Source organism: Mycobacterium sp. E342 (assembly GCF_001667665.1).
Taxonomy (GTDB): Bacteria; Actinomycetota; Actinomycetes; order Mycobacteriales; family Mycobacteriaceae; genus Mycobacterium.
On sequence record NZ_LZJM01000087.1, the window covers coordinates 1 to 15,184 of the forward strand.

The window sequence follows — 15,184 nt, forward strand, 5'->3', positions numbered from 1 at the left end:
CACCGGCGTCCCGTACCTGCAGCCCTTGAGCGATCAGGACATCCAAGACGCCCTGTCGGCCGCGGCGTCGGTGGGCGACGACCGGATTCAGAAGGAAGCGACCGGGCGGGTCAACCCGGAGTCGTGGACGCACGGCTCGTCGGAGCAGCGGCAGCACTGGTTCACCGTCGGCTACCAGACCGGCGACCCGAAGCAGTGCGACACCTTCTCCGCCCCGAGTTTGGGTTAGCCGGCCAGTAGTTTCTGCAACTCGGCGCGGCCGTCATCGTCGAGCGGCAGCAGCGGCGCGCGCGGGTCCCCGACCGGGAAGTCGAGCAGGTCCAGGCCGGCCTTCACCGTGGTGGCCAGTCCCCCGGCGACGATGAACTCCAGCAGCGGCTTGAGGTCGTCGTAGCGGGCCTGCGCCTTGTCGAGGTCACCCGCGCGCACAGCCTCGTACAGGTCGATGCACGGCTCGGGCCGCAGATTCGGTGCGGCCGTGCACCATCCGGCGGCGCCGGCTTTGAGGGCGTCCAGCACGAGCGGGTTGCTGCCGTTGTAGAACGGCAGCCGGCCGCCGGACAGTTCGGCGATTCGGTGCATGCGGGTCAGGTCACCGGTGGATTCCTTGACCATGGTGACGTTGTCGATGGTCTCGAACATGCGCATCAGCAGCTCGGGGGGCATGTCGACGCCGCTGGTTGCCGGGTTGTTGTAGGCCATGATCGGGATCGAGATGGCGTCGCCGACGCTGCGGTAGTGCGCGACGATCTCCCGCTCGCGCAGCTTCCAATAGGACACCGGCAGGATCATCACCGCGTCGGCGCCGGCCCGCTGCGCGTAGCGGGCACGGCGAATGGTCTTGGCGGTGGTCACATCCGACACGCCGACGATCACTGGCACCCGGCCGGCGACCGTGGCGATCGTGGTGTCGACGACGGTGTCGAACTCGGGTTCGTCCAAGTAAGCCAGTTCACCGGTGCTGCCCAGCGGGGCGATCGCGTGGACGCCGGAGAAGACGAGCCGATCGACCAGCGCGGCCAGCCGTTCGGTGTTGATGCCGTCATCGACGAATGGAGTGACCGGGTAGGCGATGATGCCGTGGATGTCGGGCACGAGCGAATCCTCGAATCTTGTTGGGAATGGCCTTAATTGGTCAGGGCATCGGGATGACGGGCCAGGGCCCGGCGGGCGTAGTAGGCGAAGTTGGCGCGGCTGCGTTGCGGCGACAGCGTCCAGTCGTGCGCCTCGCGGGCCAGCTTCTCGGGGAGCTCCTTGACGGTGCCGGCGGCCATGGCGGCCAGCTGCAGCCGGGCGGCGCGCTCGATCAGCACCGCCAACGAGCATGCCTCCTCGATGCTGGCGCCGGCGACCACCTGGCCGTGGTGCGCCAGTAGCACCGCCTTCTTGTCACCGAGGGCGGCGGTGATGATCTCCCCCTCCTCGTTGCCGACCGGCACGCCCGGCCATTCGGCGAGGAAGGCGCAATCGTCGTAGAGCGGCGTGGTGTCCATGTGGGACACGATCAGCGGCACCTTCAGCATCGACAGCGCCGCCACGTGGAACGGGTGGGTGTGCACGATGCAGTGCACGTCCGGGCGGGCACGGTAGATCCAGCTGTGGAAACGGTTGGCGGGGTTGGGGATTCCGTCACCGTCGAGCACGTTGAGGTCCTCGTCCACCACCAGCAGGTTGGCGTCGGTGATCTCGTCGAACCCGAGGCCCAACCGCTGGGTGTAGTAGGTGCCGTCGGCCTCGGCCCGTGCGGTGATCTGTCCGGCCAGGCCTGAGTCGTGACCGGCATCGAACAACGCGCGACAGGTCAATGCCAGCTTCTGCCGGGCGGTCAGCTGGGAGTCGACGGCCGCTTCAGCTTGGAGGGCCGTCAATTGCTCGGCGGCGCGACGCATCAACGCGGACTTGGAGTCGGTGAACGTGCCAGCCATATGACACAATGTAACACGATAGGACACTTTGTGTCATCAGCACGCTCTTCAGAAGCTCGTCGGGAGGCATCGTCAGTGACGGCACTACTGCGCGCGGTCCGCACCCAGCGCGGCCTGACCCTCGAGGAGCTCGCCGAACAGACCGGGCTGACCAAGAGCTACCTGTCCAAGATCGAACGGCGGCGGAGCACCCCGTCGATCGCGGTGGCCCTCAAGGTGGCCAAGGCGCTCGACGTCGACGTGGGGCGGTTGTTCTCCGACGAGGAGGCGCAGGAGAAGATCGCAGTCGACCGGGCGCCTGGCGCGGTGGACGGTCAGCGCTATCGGGTGCTGGCGTCATCGCTGCTGGGAAAGTCCATGTCGCCGTTCGTGGTTCGCCCGGCTGCGAGTCCCGCCGACGATCCGCACCCCGAGCACGGAGGGCAGGAATTCATGTTCGTGCACGCCGGCACCGTCGAACTCGACTACGGCGACCAAACGATCACGCTCGGCGTCGGCGACAGCGCATATTTCGACGCGGCGGTCAGCCACACGGTCCGCTCCGTCGGTGCCGATCCGGCCGAGGTCGTCGTCGTAGCCCACGAGCCGGCGGCCCGCGCCCGGCGGTGACGCCGCTCGTCCCATGGCGGCGGCCCGCTTCGCCCGGCTCCGCCGCGCTCACGACCACCGCTCGTCCCATGGCGGCGGCCCGCTTCGCCCGGCTCCGCCGCGCTCACGGCCACCGCTAGGTCGTGCGCGGGTCAGGTGCGTGACTTAGACTTCTACCCCGCCGCACGACGCGAAAGGGTCGCATGTCGGATATGACGCACGAGCGCGCCGACACCGGGGAGATATCGGTCTGGACGCCGTTGCGCAACCAGGTTTTCCGCGCCCTGTTCGTTGCGCAGTTCGTCTCCAACGTCGGCACCTGGATGCAAAGTGTGGCGGCGCAGTGGTTCCTGGTCGAAGCCCACAGCAGCGCCACCGTGGTGGCACTGGTCCAAACGGCGAGCCTGGGACCGACGCTGCTGTTGGCATTGTTCGCCGGCGCGCTCGCCGACGTGTTCGACCAGCGACGCCTGCTGATGTTCCTGCAGTCCTATGCGGTGCTGGTGGCGCTGGCGTTGGCCGGCGTGACCTACTTCGGCCGTCTCGCTCCGACGGCGCTGCTGCTGTTCACCCTGGCCATCGGCGTGGCCTCGGCGCTGACCGCTCCGGCCTGGCAGGCGATTCAGCCCGAGGTCGTCCCGCGCGAGCAGATAACGGCCGCCGCCACTTTGGCCAGCGTCTCGGTGAACGTCGCCCGAGTGGTCGGACCCGCCATCGGCGGCGTCGTCCTGGCGTTGGCCGGTCCCGCCGCGGTCTTCGCGATCAACGCGATCTCGTTCGTCGGGATCATCATCGCCTTGGCGGCGTGGCGGCGGCCCAAGCAGATCGCGCCCATCGAGCGCGAACACCTCGGCCAGGCGATCCTCACCGGGCTGGGCTACACGATCAACGGTCCGATCTTCCGCAGGATCTTGCTGCGCGCAGCCCTTTTCGTCTTTCCTGCCTCCGCGCTGCTGGCCCTGTTGCCGGTGACCGCCGCCGACACCTGGCACCTGGGAGCCGGCGGCTACGGTATGGCGCTGGGCGCCATCGGTTTTGGTGCGCTGCTCGCCGTGGGGGTGCCCGCACCGTTCCGCCAGAAGGTGTCGCCCAACACGCTGCTGGCGGGGTGCGCGGCGGCGTACGGCGCCGCGACGCTCGCGGCGGTCTGGCTGCCGTTCGCCGCGGCGGCGCCGTTCTTGGTGTTGTCGGGGATGACTTGGCTGATCACGTTGACGACGTTGAACGCAGCGGCGCAGCTGCACTTGCCGCGCTGGGTTCGCGCCCGCGGCTTGGCGATGTACCTGCTGGTGTTCACGGGGTCGCAGGCGCTCGGCTCGTATCTGTGGGGCGTCATCGCCACCCGGGAAGGGCTGGGTGTGTCCCTGACCGTGTCGGCGGTGTTGCTCGGCGCCGCCGCCCTCAGCGTCGTCCCGCTCGGGCTGCGGCCGGAAACCGGGAAGCTCAGCCGCGACATCTCGCGGGCCTGGCCGTCGCCGGCGGTCGTGTTCGAGCCGTGCCCGAACGACGGTCCCGTGCTGGTGACCGTCCGCTATCGGGTGGAGACCGAGAACCTCAAGGACTTCGTCGAGGCGATGAGCCCGGTGCGGCGTTCCCGGTTGCGCACGGGAGGCTACAGCTGGGGGCTGTACCACAGCCTCGAACACCCCGACATCGTCCTGGAGAGGTTCACCGTGCCGTCGTGGACCGAATTCGAACGCCAGCACACCGAACGCTGGCTGGAGTCCGACCACGACGGGGTGACGAAGGCGGTGGGCTACACAGTCGACAACGCCCGCCGCGACGAGTACTACCTCGCGCTGCGCGTCCATCACTGAATCGCGCCCGACGGCGCGGTGTTCGCTATCAGCGAACCCGCGCCGGCCGGCTCACCAGGGTCGCGTCGAGCAGGTGACCCCGGTGGTGGCGCTCTGGGTCACCACGACCTGGCCGTCGATGGCGATCTGGCACTGGATCTGCGGCGTGTTCGACGAATCGCAGTCCGGCCAGTGGCAGCCGCCGCTCGCGTTGACGAACGCCCACTGATTCGGGTCGTTCAGCGTCGTGTTGTAGACCAGCGGCTGATTCGCGGCGAACGCCGTCTGCACGCTGTTGAGGTACTGCGAGGAGTTGGCGTTGAACGCCGCCTGGCTGGGCGGATCGGTGTTCATGTAGCGGACGTTGCCGGTGAGGTTGCCGGTGGCGGTGATGGTGTAGGTCACCTGGTGGCCTGCCGGGTCCGCCGATGAGGTCGCGGGCGTGACGGCCACCGCTGCGGCGGCCGCAAACGTCGCCGCCGCGACCCCCGTGGTCACTATTCGCACGTTCGTCATATCGAAAACGCTACCCAATTCGTTACGGCACTACGCACGAATAGAGCTCCTTACTATGCATCTGTGCCCACGGCCTTCGTGTTGTCCGGCGGGGCCAGCCTCGGCGCCATTCACGTCGGGATGCTGCTGGCCCTGGCCGACGAGGGGGAACGGCCCGACCTGATCGTCGGGACGTCGGTGGGCGCGCTCAACGGCGGATGGATCGCCTCGCGGCCCGATCGTGCGGGGATTCTCGCGCTGGCCGAGCTGTGGACGTCGCTGGCGCGGAAAGACATCTTCCCGGCCCACCCGATAGCCGGGGTGATGGGCATGCTGGCCCCTCGGTCGCACCTGGTCCCCAGCATCGGGTTGCGACGGCTGCTGGCCGACAAGCTGGAATTCGCCCGGCTCGAGGATGCACCGATCCCGCTGCACGTGGTGGCCACCGACGTGATCTCCGGCGGCGACGTCCTGCTGTCGTCGGGAGACGCCGTGGACGCGATCGCGGCCAGCGCCGCCATCCCGGGCGTCTTCCCACCGGTGCGGGTCGACGGGCGCGACCTGATGGACGGTGGCGTCGTGAACAACACGCCGGTGTCGCATGCCGTCGCGTTGGGCGCCGACAGGGTCTGGGTGTTGCCGACCGGGTACTCCTGCGCGCTGACGGCGTCACCGAAGACGGCGGTCAACATGGCGTTGCATGCCCTGACCCTGGCCGTGAACCATCGCCTGGCCGTCGATGTCGAGCGCTTCGAGCCAGTGGTCGACCTGCGTGTCATCAGGCCGCTGTGCCCGGTCGCCACGTCGGGCACAGACTTCTCGCACGGCGCAACGCTCATCGAGCGGTCGCACGCGGCTACCCGCGAGTGGCTGGCCGCGCGGCCGCCGCCCACCGGCCAGGCCGGACTGTTCGAGCCGCACCGCCACTAGCGGCCACCGTTCCGCGGCGTTCACCGCCTTCGGGTATGAAGCAGGGGTGGCCGACGACCCCGCCCCCCGAGGCAACGATCCGGCCCTCGGCATCAGCCGCCGCAGGTTGTTGACGACCAGCGCGGTCTCGGCCGCCCTCGGCGCGGGCGTCGGCGGCGGGGCCACCCTGGTGTGGTCGCACCCGAGCGCGCCCGCGCTCTGGTATCAGCCCAGCCGCAACGGTGCGCCGCCGGTGACCGGGCTGCACCTGCAATTCGGCCGGCACGCCGGCACCGAGGCCGTGGTGTCCTGGCACACCGTCGACGCGGTCCGCAACCCGCGCGTCATGCTCGGCACGCCGACGTCGGGCCTCGGCCGCACCGTGGCGGCCGAAACCCGCACCTACCGCGATGCCAAGTCCAACACCGAGGTCCGCGTCAACCACGCCCGCCTGAGGGACCTGACCCCGGACACCGACTACGTGTACGCCGCGGTGCACGACGGCGCGGAGCCCGAGATGGGCACCTTCCGCACCGCGCCGTCGGGGCGTAAACCCTTCCGCTTCACCAGCTTCGGCGACCAGTCCACGCCGACACTGGAGCGGATGCCCGACGGCATCTACGGCACGGACAACATCGGTTCGCCCGCGTCCGCCGACACCACCCTGGCGATCGAACGCATGGCGCCCCTGTTCAACCTGGTCAACGGCGACCTGTGCTACGCCAACCTCGCGCAGGACCGGATCCGCACCTGGTCGGCGTGGTTCGAGAACAACACCCGATCGGCGCGCTACCGGCCGTGGATGCCGGCGGCGGGCAATCACGAGAACGAATTGGGCAACGGTCCAGTCGGTTACGCCGCCTATCAGACGTATTTCGCGGTGCCCGACTCGGGATCGAGCCCCGAAACGCGCGGGCTGTGGTATTCGTTCACCGCCGGCTCGGTGCGGGTGATCAGCCTGAACAACGACGACGTGGCGTTCCAGGACGGCGGCAACTTCTACGTGCACGGCTACTCGGGCGGAGAGCAAAAGCGTTGGCTGGCAGACGAACTCGCCTCCGCCCGGCGCGACCCGGACATCGACTGGATCGTCGTGTGCATGCACCAGACGGCGATCTCCACCGCCGACACGCCCGCCAACGGGGCCGACCTGGGGATCCGCCAGGAGTGGCTTCCGCTGTTCGACCAGCACCAGGTCGACCTCGTGGTGTGCGGCCACGAACACCATTACGAGCGGTCGCACCCGTTGCGCGGCACGCAGCAGACCGACACCCGAACGCCGATACCGGTGGACACCCGCACCGACGTCATCGACCCCACCAAGGGGACGGTGCACGTCGTCATCGGCGGCGGCGGCACGTCCGCGCCCACCAACGGCTTCTTCTTCGCCGAGCCGCGCTGCCGCGTGTTGACCGGAGTCGGCGCATTCGACCCCGCGCTGGGGCGCAAAGCACCGATCTACGTGCTGGAGGACGCACCGTGGTCCGCCTTCCGTGACCGCGACAACCCCTGGGGCTTCGCGGCGTTCGACGTGGACCCGGGCCAACCCGGCGGCGACACCTCGATCAAGGCCACCCATTACGCGCTGAGCGGGCCGTTCGGCGAAGTGACCGTGGTGGACCGGTTCACGCTGACCAAGCCGCGCCGGGACAAGCCGGCCTGAATCAAAACAGCGTCGGCTGAAGGGGTTCCGGCTCCGCCTGGATCGCCGCGACGGGCTGGCGGAACGAGCGGTGCTCGCCGTCCAGCCGGTATTTCGCGATAAGCGGCGCCGCCCGCCCCCGCAGCATCTCGCGGTAGCCGGGCGGCAGGTAGGCCCCGCGCCGGTACAGCTCGCGGTAGCGGCCCACCAGCTCGGGATGTGAGCGGCACAGCCAGGCCATGAACCAGCCCCGGGTCGAGCCGCGCAGGTGCAGGCCGAAGACGGTGACACCGGTCGCACCGGCCGCCGCGATCTGGCCCAGCAGGCCATCGAGATGCTCGATGGAGTCGGTCAGATACGGCAGCACCGGCGCCACCATCACGTGGCAGTCCAGGCCGGCCTCGCGGATGGCGGTGATCAAGCCCAGCCGCGCCTGCGGCGTGGGCGTGCCGGGCTCGACGTCCCGATGCAGGGCCGCGTCACCGACGGCCAGCGACACCGCGACCGAAAGCGGAACCCGTTGCGCCGCATCGGCGATCAGGGGCAGGTCGCGCCGCAGCAGCGTGCCCTTGGTCAGTATCGACAGCGGCGTGCCGGATTCGGCCAGGGCGCAGATGATGCCCGGCATCAGCGCGTAGCGCCCCTCGGCCCGCTGGTAGGGATCGGTGTTGGTGCCCAGCGCGACGGTCTCGCGCCGCCACGACGGCCGGCGCAGCTCGCGGCGCAGCACCTCGACGACGTTGGTCTTGACCACGACCTGGCTGTCGAAGTCGTTGCCGCAGTTGAAGTCCAGGTATTCGTGGGTGGGCCGGGCGAAGCAGTAGCGGCACGCGTGCGAGCAACCGCGATAGCCGTTGACGGTGTACCGGAAAGGTAGCGCGGAAGCGCCCGGCACCTTGTTGAGCGCGGACTTGCACAGCACCTCGTGGAAGGTGATCCCCTCGAACTGCGGGGCGCGCACACTGCGGACGAGGCCGATGCGCTGCAGCCCCGGCAACGCTCCGTCCTCGACCGGCTCCCCGTTGACCGCGACGGCCTGGTCCGCCCAGCGCATGACCTCTATTCGAACATCAGTTCGACATCGAGTCAAGCTTCTGGGGTCGAGTCAGATGCGACCGGGCATCTCGATCGCCGGCTTCGGGGGTTTGGCTCAACGTGAATGAGGCGAGCCCGTCACAGTACCGTCAGTTTGATACCACCGCCGATGGCCGCACCCCGAAGACGTTGAGAATGGCCGACGAGTCTCAGCGGTGCCTGTGTTTCAGTGGCGGCGTCTCAATTGAATGCCGACACGCGAGTGGTCGAGCGTGAGTGGCAGCGGACGGTGTGGGTCCAGATTGGCACCGGTCGCCGCCGGGCTGCGCTCGCCGAGTACGGCCGTCAATACGGCGACGCCGATTCGCAGCGCAAGGTCGGCGCCCGGGCATGCTTGCGGGCCGTGACTGAAGAAGTTGAATGACCACGACGATTGGGCGGCCCCTTGGGTCCACGCTGTGGGATTGAACTGATCGGCCCCGGGGAAACGGCTGGTGTCGCGGTGGTTGAAGCTGTTGACGATCATGACTTGTGTTCCCGCGGGCACGATCTCGCCGTCCCACTCGGTGGGCCCGGTGAGGGTTCGCGCCAAGACGGGAGTGCTGGGCCAGAGGCGCATCGCTTCGGATAGGCAGCCCGCGAGGTAGTCGTGGGCACTGTGTTCGTCGATTGCGTTCTGCGCGTTGAGGAGAATCTCGGGGTGTGTGGCCAGCAGCGCTAGACAACGCCAGAGATTGATGGCCAGGGTGTCACCCATCGCGAACATCCAGTGGATGACTTGATGGGTCGGGTACGTGATGTCGGAGGCGGGCGCCGCGGCGAATTGTCCGACCAGGCTGTGTGCGTCCGCGGCTTGAACGTAGCGGCTCAGCGCGGTCAGGAAGGTGTCGAAAAGCTCGGGGTCTCCCCTGCCGGGCGGGTTGGCTTTGGCCATCAGCGTCACGAGTTGCACCGATATTTTTTGGTCGTCAGCTGCATTGTCGCCGAGAATGATTCGGCGCGCGATTCGCTGTATCACGCTGTGAAACCGTCGCCAGTCAACGTTGTCGGGCATGGCTAGGGCTTCCTGGTCCGCGACGGTGTCGCAGCGGTGGGCGACCGCGCCGCTACCGGCGGCTTGCGCCAGGACAGCCTCGGTGAATCGGCGGCGGTCGGACCAATGGTCGCCTCGTGAGATGGTCAGGGCGTGCGGCTGGAATTTGTTCATTCCGGAGAGTTTGGGCTCGGGGTCGGACGCGAAAGGCTCTGGCGCGTGGGAGAGTACGAAACGGATCTGATCCGGGCCGAAGACGAGCAGCGTGGGCTTGCTTCCCGCCTTCACCCAGATCGGTCCGTCACCGTAGCGCCGGTGCAGCGCGGTGAGCAGCCGGTGTGCGCTGCGGGCGACACCGGCTCGGTTGAGCGCAGCGGTTACCGCGGGTCGGCGGCCGAAGAGGCCCTCGGCCACATTGGGCAGCGCCACCAGGGTGGTGAAGCGCAGCCCCTCCAGCGTGGTGGTGTGCGGGAGGGTGAGCGTGCGACTCGTCAAATTTCCTCACTTAACGATGCTGAGGGCGGCGTCGATGTAGCTGAGCAGTGAACGGCGTGCGGGCTTGGCTTCCGGAACGGGCAGCAGCGGGTAGACGTGAATCGCCCCGGGCTGCTCGTGGTAGGCAATGCGGCCGGTGCCGATGCTGTCCCGCAACCGACGGCAGTCGGCGACGAAGATGTCGCGGTCGCCGACGTAGAGGTCGATGGGTGGAAGATTGTGCAGCGCACCGAAGATGGGGCTGACCCGGTAGTCGTCCGCCGGGAAGTGTCCGGCCCATACGCGGCCGCACTCGCGCAGGCCGGCAGCCGCGAGCCAGGGGTCGCGCGTGGCGAGGGTTGGGATGGCGGGATTGGTCAGTGCGATGTCGAGCCACGGACTGATCAGGGTGAGCCCGAGCGGCGGGGTGGCTCCGGCGCTGATGGTCGCCTGGGTAGCGGCGAGCGCCAGGCCCGCGCCGGAGGAGTCACCGGCCAGATAGGTGGGCCCGTCATGCACGGCTCGGCCGATCACGTGCCCGAGGAAGTCGATCGCTTCTTCGGCACGGTGCTGCGGCGCGAGTCCGTAGAAGGGGACGTGCACAGGGCGCCGGGTCGCGTCGGCGATCGCGCAGACGAGTCTCCAGTGCGCGGGCGCGATCTGGTTGACGTAGGCGCCCCCGTGGACGTAGACCACCGACGGACCGCGGGCAGGAATCGGCGTACCGCTCGCCGATTGCACGGTGTAACAACCGAACCCGCCCACGGTGGCACTGGTCAGATGGTAACGAGCTGACGTCGCGATCCAAGAGGGTGGTCCGCCGCTTTTTTTGGGCCGATTGAGATAAGCGCGCGCGCTTCGCGCAGTGGCATAGGTGCGAGGTCGACGGACGAGTCGCCCGTAGGTAGCGATGGCATGCATCTGCCAGGACATCAGTCTGGGTCAGCTCACGAGCAGCGTCACCGTGCGACCGCAATCTTGAAGGCAGCGCTGGTGATCGTCCCGAATGCGTTTCCGCCGCCGATGAATAGCCGTTTGATGTCGTAGCCCGCGACGTCTTTCATGTTCTGGCCGCCGAAGCGGGCCGCGGCGGCGCCGTCGGGGACGACGACCTCGACGCCGAGCAGTCCGTGGCGCACCTCTAGACGTTCCTCGCCGGTAGCGTTGGCGATCAGTTCGCCGACGGTGCGGTCGAGGCCCTCCGTTGGGATGGCCGGGCAGGTCACACCTTGCTCGTGGAGTTTGCGCGACAGGTCGCCGAGGGTGACCGCGGCGCCGACCACCAGGTTCAAGTTGCCGGTGTTGACCTCTACCGTGCTGTCGTCGCCGTCGGCGTGTGTCGCGGAGTTCGGATGGCCCTCGAGTGCCGCGCGCACGGCGGCGTCGAACGCAGGCAGCGGGGGTTCTTCCGGTGACGGTTCGGGCAGCATGATGCCGGGGTTGAACGTGTGCGCGGGATCGAAGACCTGCTTGAGGATGCGTTGAGCGGCGATCTCGACCGGGGTGAAGCGTTTGGTCATGAATTGGATTTTCTCGGTGCCGACCCCGTGCTCGCCGGTGATCGTGCCATCCAGCTTCAATGCCGCTTCGATGATTTCGTTGTTGGCGGCCTCCAAAGCCGCGGGCGCGTCGGGGTTCTCCTTGTCGTAGAAGGTGGTCGGGTGTAGGTCCCCGTCTCCGGCATGTCCGGTCACAGCGATGAACAGCAGAGCGTCCGAGTGTCGTTTGGCGGCGTCCTGGATTGCCTGCTGCATCTCCGGAATGTGTTGGCGCGGAACGGTGACGTCGCCGATGAAGAAGCCCTTGCCGCTGTGCACGACGGCGTCTGGGGCGTGCAGGCGTCCGTACCAGAGCTTGGCGCGGGCGTCGTCGTCATCGGCGCGGCGCACCTCGGTGGCGTGTTGTCGCAAAACCTTTTCTACGATCGCGCCGTCGCGGTCGACCTCGGCGGCGGTCCCGTCGACGTCGATGAGCACGATCGCGTCGGCGTCGGTGGGATAGCCGGTGTCGGTGAACTGCTGCAGGCCGTTGATGCCCGCTCGGTCGAGCCATTCGACCGCTGCGGGCACGGTCCCGGTCCGGATGATCGCAGAGATGGTTTCGGCTGCCTCCCGGGCGGTGTTGAAGCTGCCCATCAGGCTGCGAGTGACCGGCGCAATGGGGCGCAACGCGACGGTCGCCTCCGTGAGGATCGCAAGGGTACCTTCCGACCCGATCAGCACACCGAGCAGATCCGGGCCGTCGTCGGCCGCGCTGAGGTTGATCACGGTGCCATCAGCCAGAACCGCTTCGACGCTGAGGACGTGGTTGTAGGTAACGCCGTACTTGAGAGCGTGTGGCCCACCGGCGTTTTCGATGATGTTGCCGCCGACGCTCGCCAGATGCGCCGATACCGGGTCGGGCGAGAACACCAGTTTGTGTGGGGCTAGCTGCTGCTGCAGAACGAAGTTGATGACACCGGGCTGGACACGAGCCGTGCGAGCTGCCGGGTTGATGTCGAGGATCTGATTCATCCGTGTCAGATCGATCACCACGCGGTCCGCGCCGGCCATGACTCCGGCGCTGCAGTTCGATGCGCCGGCGCGCGTGACCAACGAAACGTGATGTTCAGCAGCAACTTTGACTGCGGCGACGACGTCGTCGCGACTGCGCGGGCGCAACACAAGACCAGGCTGTCGGCCAAAACCCCAATAGTCTTTGGTGTGTTCGGCCAGGGTGGCCTCGTCGGCGGCCACCGCGTCGCGGCCATGAAGCGCCGCGGCGAACGCCGAAATGATCGTGTCATCCACCAAATGTCTCCTAGCTGCCGAAGCCTGCGGGCACGGGTGTCGTGCGGGCGTTGATCAGGGTGGGCCGGTCGCGGTCGGCAATGCCCGCTTGGACCAACTCGAATACCTCGTCAGAGCTGTGTGCTTCGTGGGCGTCGACGCCGTAGCTGGCCGCGGTTCCGACGATGTCGAGGCCGGGGATGTCGAGCCCCGGGACGTTCGGGGTCTTCTCCCAGACGCCGAACTCTTTGACCACGCCGTACTCGGCGTTGGAGGCCACGACAATGGTGAGCGGGATGTTGTAGCGTGCCGCGCTCCACAGCGCGGTGATCGCGTAGTGGATGGAGCCGTCGCCCATCAACGACACGACCGGTCGGTCGGGTGCCGCGATTTGAGCACCGACCGATGCCGGCAGCCCCCAGCCGAGTCCGCCACCGGCGGCCGACAGATGTGATCGCGGATTGCCCGGGCGGATGCTTTCGGTCATGACGATCTCGTTGCTGCCCGCTTCGCTGACCCACAGGGTGTCCGCGGGTGCGGCGTGAGCGACGGCGGTCCACAGATCCGCGGGCTTGAGCGGCACCTGCTCCGATACCCGTTCCGGGGCTGCGGCGCGTGGCGCGGGCGCGGAGCGCCGGGTGGGTTTGACCGCCGCCGCCAGGGCCCGGGTGGCGGCGCGAATGTCCGCGACGATCGCGTCACCGACGGGGGCGCGGGCGGCCTCGTCGGGATCGTTGGTGATCTGAATCAAGCGTGCGCCGCTCGGCAGGTACGGCCCGGGCACCAACGGGTAATAGCGGAACACCGGTGTCCCGATCGTGAGGATCAGGTCGTGGCCCGCGAGAAGCCCGGAGATCCAGCCCGCACCTGGGGGCAGTGCGCCGTGATAGAGCCGGTGATTCTCCGGGAAACCGCTCCAGCCGGTCAATGGTGCGGTGAATACCGGCGATTCGGTGCGCTCGGCCAGCTCGATCACCGCGTCATAGGCGTCGTAGCGGTCGATGTCGCCGCCGACAATGATCGCCGGCGACGTGGCGGCGTCGAGATGTGCACCGACCTGCTCGGCCAGTTCGGTCGGAAAACCCGTTGCGTGGGTCACGGTGCGATCGCGCACCACCGCGATGTCGGCGAGCTGGTCGCCGGTCAGTTCGATCGGCATGTCGTCCATCGGCAGCGAGACGAAAACCGGTCCCATCGGCGGGGTGGTGGCCAGGTGGATCGCCCGCGCCAGCACGGCCGGGGACTCGCTGGCGATCGCCGGCTCGGCAGCCCATTTCACGAAAGGCTTGGGCGTGGTGGTCGGTTCGTGGTTGGTCAGCAGGCAGTACTGGTTCTGCATGTTGCGGCGCTGGTTGCCCGCGGTGATGATCAGTGGCGTCTTGTTGACGTAGGCGTTGTAGATCTGGCCTTGCGCATTACCCATGCCAGGGGCGGTGTGCAGGTTGACCACGGCGGGACGGCGGGTGACTTGCGCGTAGGCGTCGGCCATTCCGACCGGGATCATCTCCTGCAGGCCCAGAAAGTAGCGGAAGTCGTCGGGAAAGTCTTGCAGCAGAGCCAATTCCGAGGAGCCGGGGTTGCCGAACCAGGTAGTCAGATTGTGTGAGCGGAACAGGTCGAGGATGGCGTCGCGCACTGTGGTCATGGGTGGCCGTTGCTTTCGTTCGAAGTTGTGAAAGGAGTCAGTCGAGTTCCCCGGGCACGGGGCTAAGCGCCCAGTTCAAGGCGAAGTCGGCGACTTCTTCCCATCCCGGTGCGCCGCAAGTGAAGTGGTCTCGCTCAGGGAAGAGCTTGTAGGCGGTGATCGCGGCCGAGTGTTCGACGTTTTTCGTGTAATTCTCGTGCTGCACCGCGGGCGGCAGGATGTGGTCGTGGCCGCCGGCGATGAACAGCAGCGGCGCGCGGTCGTCGTTGGCGAAGTTGTAGGTGGTGGCCGCGTGGGGCGTGACGTTGGCCAGGCCGCCCTGGAACAAGATGCGCGCCGGTACCGGAACCGCGTACCGCTCATATGCCCTCGCAGAGTCAGCTTCGGTGAGTGTGTTGGTGAACGCGTAATGGAATTGCTCGGCTGTGATGGGCACCGCGCGGTGCAGGTTGGCGGGATTTCTCAATACCGGGAATGTAGCCCGTACCTCCGAGAACGGCAGCGCTTTAATGCCTTTGACAGCGGCACCGTCGATCGACACCCCGGCCCGCCCGTAACCGGCATCGAGCAGGAGCTGCACGAAGGTGCCGCCGAAGGAATGGCCCATCAATATCGGCGGCTCGGCGAGTTCCTCGATGATCTCGGCGAGATGGTCGAAGACCTCCCGCACCCCGAGGTCCGCCAAGGGTGCGGGGTTCTCGCGCAGCGCGGCGACTCCGGCCGGGCCGGGGGCTACGCCCGGGTAGCCCGGTGTCAGGACCGAGAAACCGCGAGCGCGGTAACGCGCGACCCAGTCCTCCCATGCCAGGGGTGTCATCCACAGGCCGTGGATCAAAACGATGGTCTGATCAGAGGGGGCGCTCACAGCAAGAAG

Annotated in this window: 14 protein-coding genes; 5 read left to right on the forward strand and 9 right to left on the reverse strand. The window is 67.7% G+C overall.

Annotation, left to right across the window (positions count from 1 at the left end; all coding sequences use genetic code 11):
- Window positions 1-229: neutral zinc metallopeptidase (locus A5692_RS05625; RefSeq protein WP_197514368.1), on the forward strand; the 229-nt coding region annotated here is incomplete at its 5' end.
- Here the strand turns inward: A5692_RS05625 and A5692_RS05630 are convergent.
- Together A5692_RS05630 and A5692_RS05635 are read right to left on the reverse strand one after the other, a co-directional pair.
- Window positions 226-1,095 (reverse strand): dihydrodipicolinate synthase family protein, encoded by an 870-nt coding sequence (locus tag A5692_RS05630; protein ID WP_068053144.1) that lies wholly within the window; start codon window positions 1,093-1,095, stop codon window positions 226-228. The genes A5692_RS05625 and A5692_RS05630 overlap by 4 nt on opposite strands.
- Before the next feature lie 32 nt (window positions 1,096-1,127).
- Entirely contained in the window at window positions 1,128-1,925 is a 798-nt protein-coding gene (locus tag A5692_RS05635) for an aldolase (protein ID WP_068053147.1), read from the reverse strand.
- Between the two features lie 75 nt (window positions 1,926-2,000).
- On the opposite strand from A5692_RS05635, the gene A5692_RS05640 reads away from it, so the two are divergent.
- Both A5692_RS05640 and A5692_RS05645 read left to right on the forward strand, forming a co-directional pair.
- Complete coding sequence (locus tag A5692_RS05640) at window positions 2,001-2,534, forward strand: helix-turn-helix domain-containing protein (protein ID WP_068053150.1); 534 nt, start codon at window positions 2,001-2,003, stop codon at window positions 2,532-2,534.
- Between the two features lie 191 nt (window positions 2,535-2,725).
- On the forward strand, window positions 2,726-4,330 hold the full coding sequence (locus tag A5692_RS05645) for an MFS transporter (RefSeq protein WP_068053152.1): 1,605 nt from the start codon (window positions 2,726-2,728) through the stop codon (window positions 4,328-4,330).
- Between the two features lie 51 nt (window positions 4,331-4,381).
- Here the strand turns inward: A5692_RS05645 and A5692_RS05650 are convergent, their stop codons facing one another.
- Window positions 4,382-4,825, reverse strand: coding sequence for a hypothetical protein (locus A5692_RS05650; RefSeq protein WP_068053156.1), 444 nt, complete (start codon window positions 4,823-4,825; stop codon window positions 4,382-4,384).
- Between the two features lie 63 nt (window positions 4,826-4,888).
- On the opposite strand from A5692_RS05650, the gene A5692_RS05655 reads away from it, so the two are divergent.
- Together A5692_RS05655 and A5692_RS05660 are read left to right on the forward strand one after the other, a co-directional pair.
- Window positions 4,889-5,734, forward strand: a complete 846-nt coding sequence (locus A5692_RS05655) for a patatin-like phospholipase family protein (RefSeq protein WP_068053160.1) — start codon at window positions 4,889-4,891, stop codon at window positions 5,732-5,734.
- A 46-nt stretch (window positions 5,735-5,780) separates the two neighbouring features.
- Window positions 5,781-7,376 (forward strand): metallophosphoesterase family protein, encoded by a 1,596-nt coding sequence (locus A5692_RS05660; protein WP_068053164.1) that lies wholly within the window; start codon window positions 5,781-5,783, stop codon window positions 7,374-7,376.
- A gap of 1 nt (window position 7,377) precedes the next feature.
- Here A5692_RS05660 and A5692_RS05665 read toward each other — a convergent pair whose 3' ends face one another.
- The 6 genes from A5692_RS05665 to A5692_RS05690 all read right to left on the reverse strand — a co-directional run bounded on the left by A5692_RS05665 (window position 7,378) and on the right by A5692_RS05690 (window position 15,175).
- A complete protein-coding gene (locus A5692_RS05665; protein WP_068053167.1) occupies window positions 7,378-8,409 on the reverse strand; it encodes an Rv2578c family radical SAM protein in 1,032 nt (343 codons plus the stop codon).
- 207 nt (window positions 8,410-8,616) lie between these two features.
- Window positions 8,617-9,918: a cytochrome P450 gene (locus A5692_RS05670; RefSeq protein ID WP_068053170.1), complete on the reverse strand. Its 1,302-nt coding sequence runs from the start codon at window positions 9,916-9,918 to the stop codon at window positions 8,617-8,619.
- 6 nt (window positions 9,919-9,924) lie between these two features.
- Window positions 9,925-10,638, reverse strand: a complete 714-nt coding sequence (locus A5692_RS05675; RefSeq protein ID WP_197514369.1) for an alpha/beta hydrolase fold domain-containing protein — start codon at window positions 10,636-10,638, stop codon at window positions 9,925-9,927.
- A gap of 218 nt (window positions 10,639-10,856) precedes the next feature.
- Window positions 10,857-12,686, reverse strand: coding sequence for an FAD-binding oxidoreductase (locus A5692_RS05680; RefSeq protein ID WP_369830264.1), 1,830 nt, complete (start codon window positions 12,684-12,686; stop codon window positions 10,857-10,859).
- A gap of 10 nt (window positions 12,687-12,696) precedes the next feature.
- On the reverse strand, window positions 12,697-14,310 hold the full coding sequence (mdlC, locus tag A5692_RS05685) for a benzoylformate decarboxylase (protein ID WP_068053176.1): 1,614 nt from the start codon (window positions 14,308-14,310) through the stop codon (window positions 12,697-12,699).
- Between the two features lie 37 nt (window positions 14,311-14,347).
- A complete protein-coding gene (locus tag A5692_RS05690) occupies window positions 14,348-15,175 on the reverse strand; it encodes an alpha/beta hydrolase (protein WP_082962386.1) in 828 nt (275 codons plus the stop codon).
- Window positions 15,176-15,184: the final 9 nt, after the last annotated feature.

Coding starts and splice junctions, on each gene's coding strand:
- A5692_RS05645 (WP_068053152.1), top strand. CDS start 2,726: ATGACGCACGAGCGCGCCGACACCGGGGAGATATCGGTCTGGACGCCG.
- mdlC (WP_068053176.1), bottom strand. CDS start 14,310: ATGACCACAGTGCGCGACGCCATCCTCGACCTGTTCCGCTCACACAAT.
- A5692_RS05650 (WP_068053156.1), bottom strand. CDS start 4,825: ATGACGAACGTGCGAATAGTGACCACGGGGGTCGCGGCGGCGACGTTT.
- A5692_RS05635 (WP_068053147.1), bottom strand. CDS start 1,925: ATGGCTGGCACGTTCACCGACTCCAAGTCCGCGTTGATGCGTCGCGCC.
- A5692_RS05665 (WP_068053167.1), bottom strand. CDS start 8,409: ATGCGCTGGGCGGACCAGGCCGTCGCGGTCAACGGGGAGCCGGTCGAG.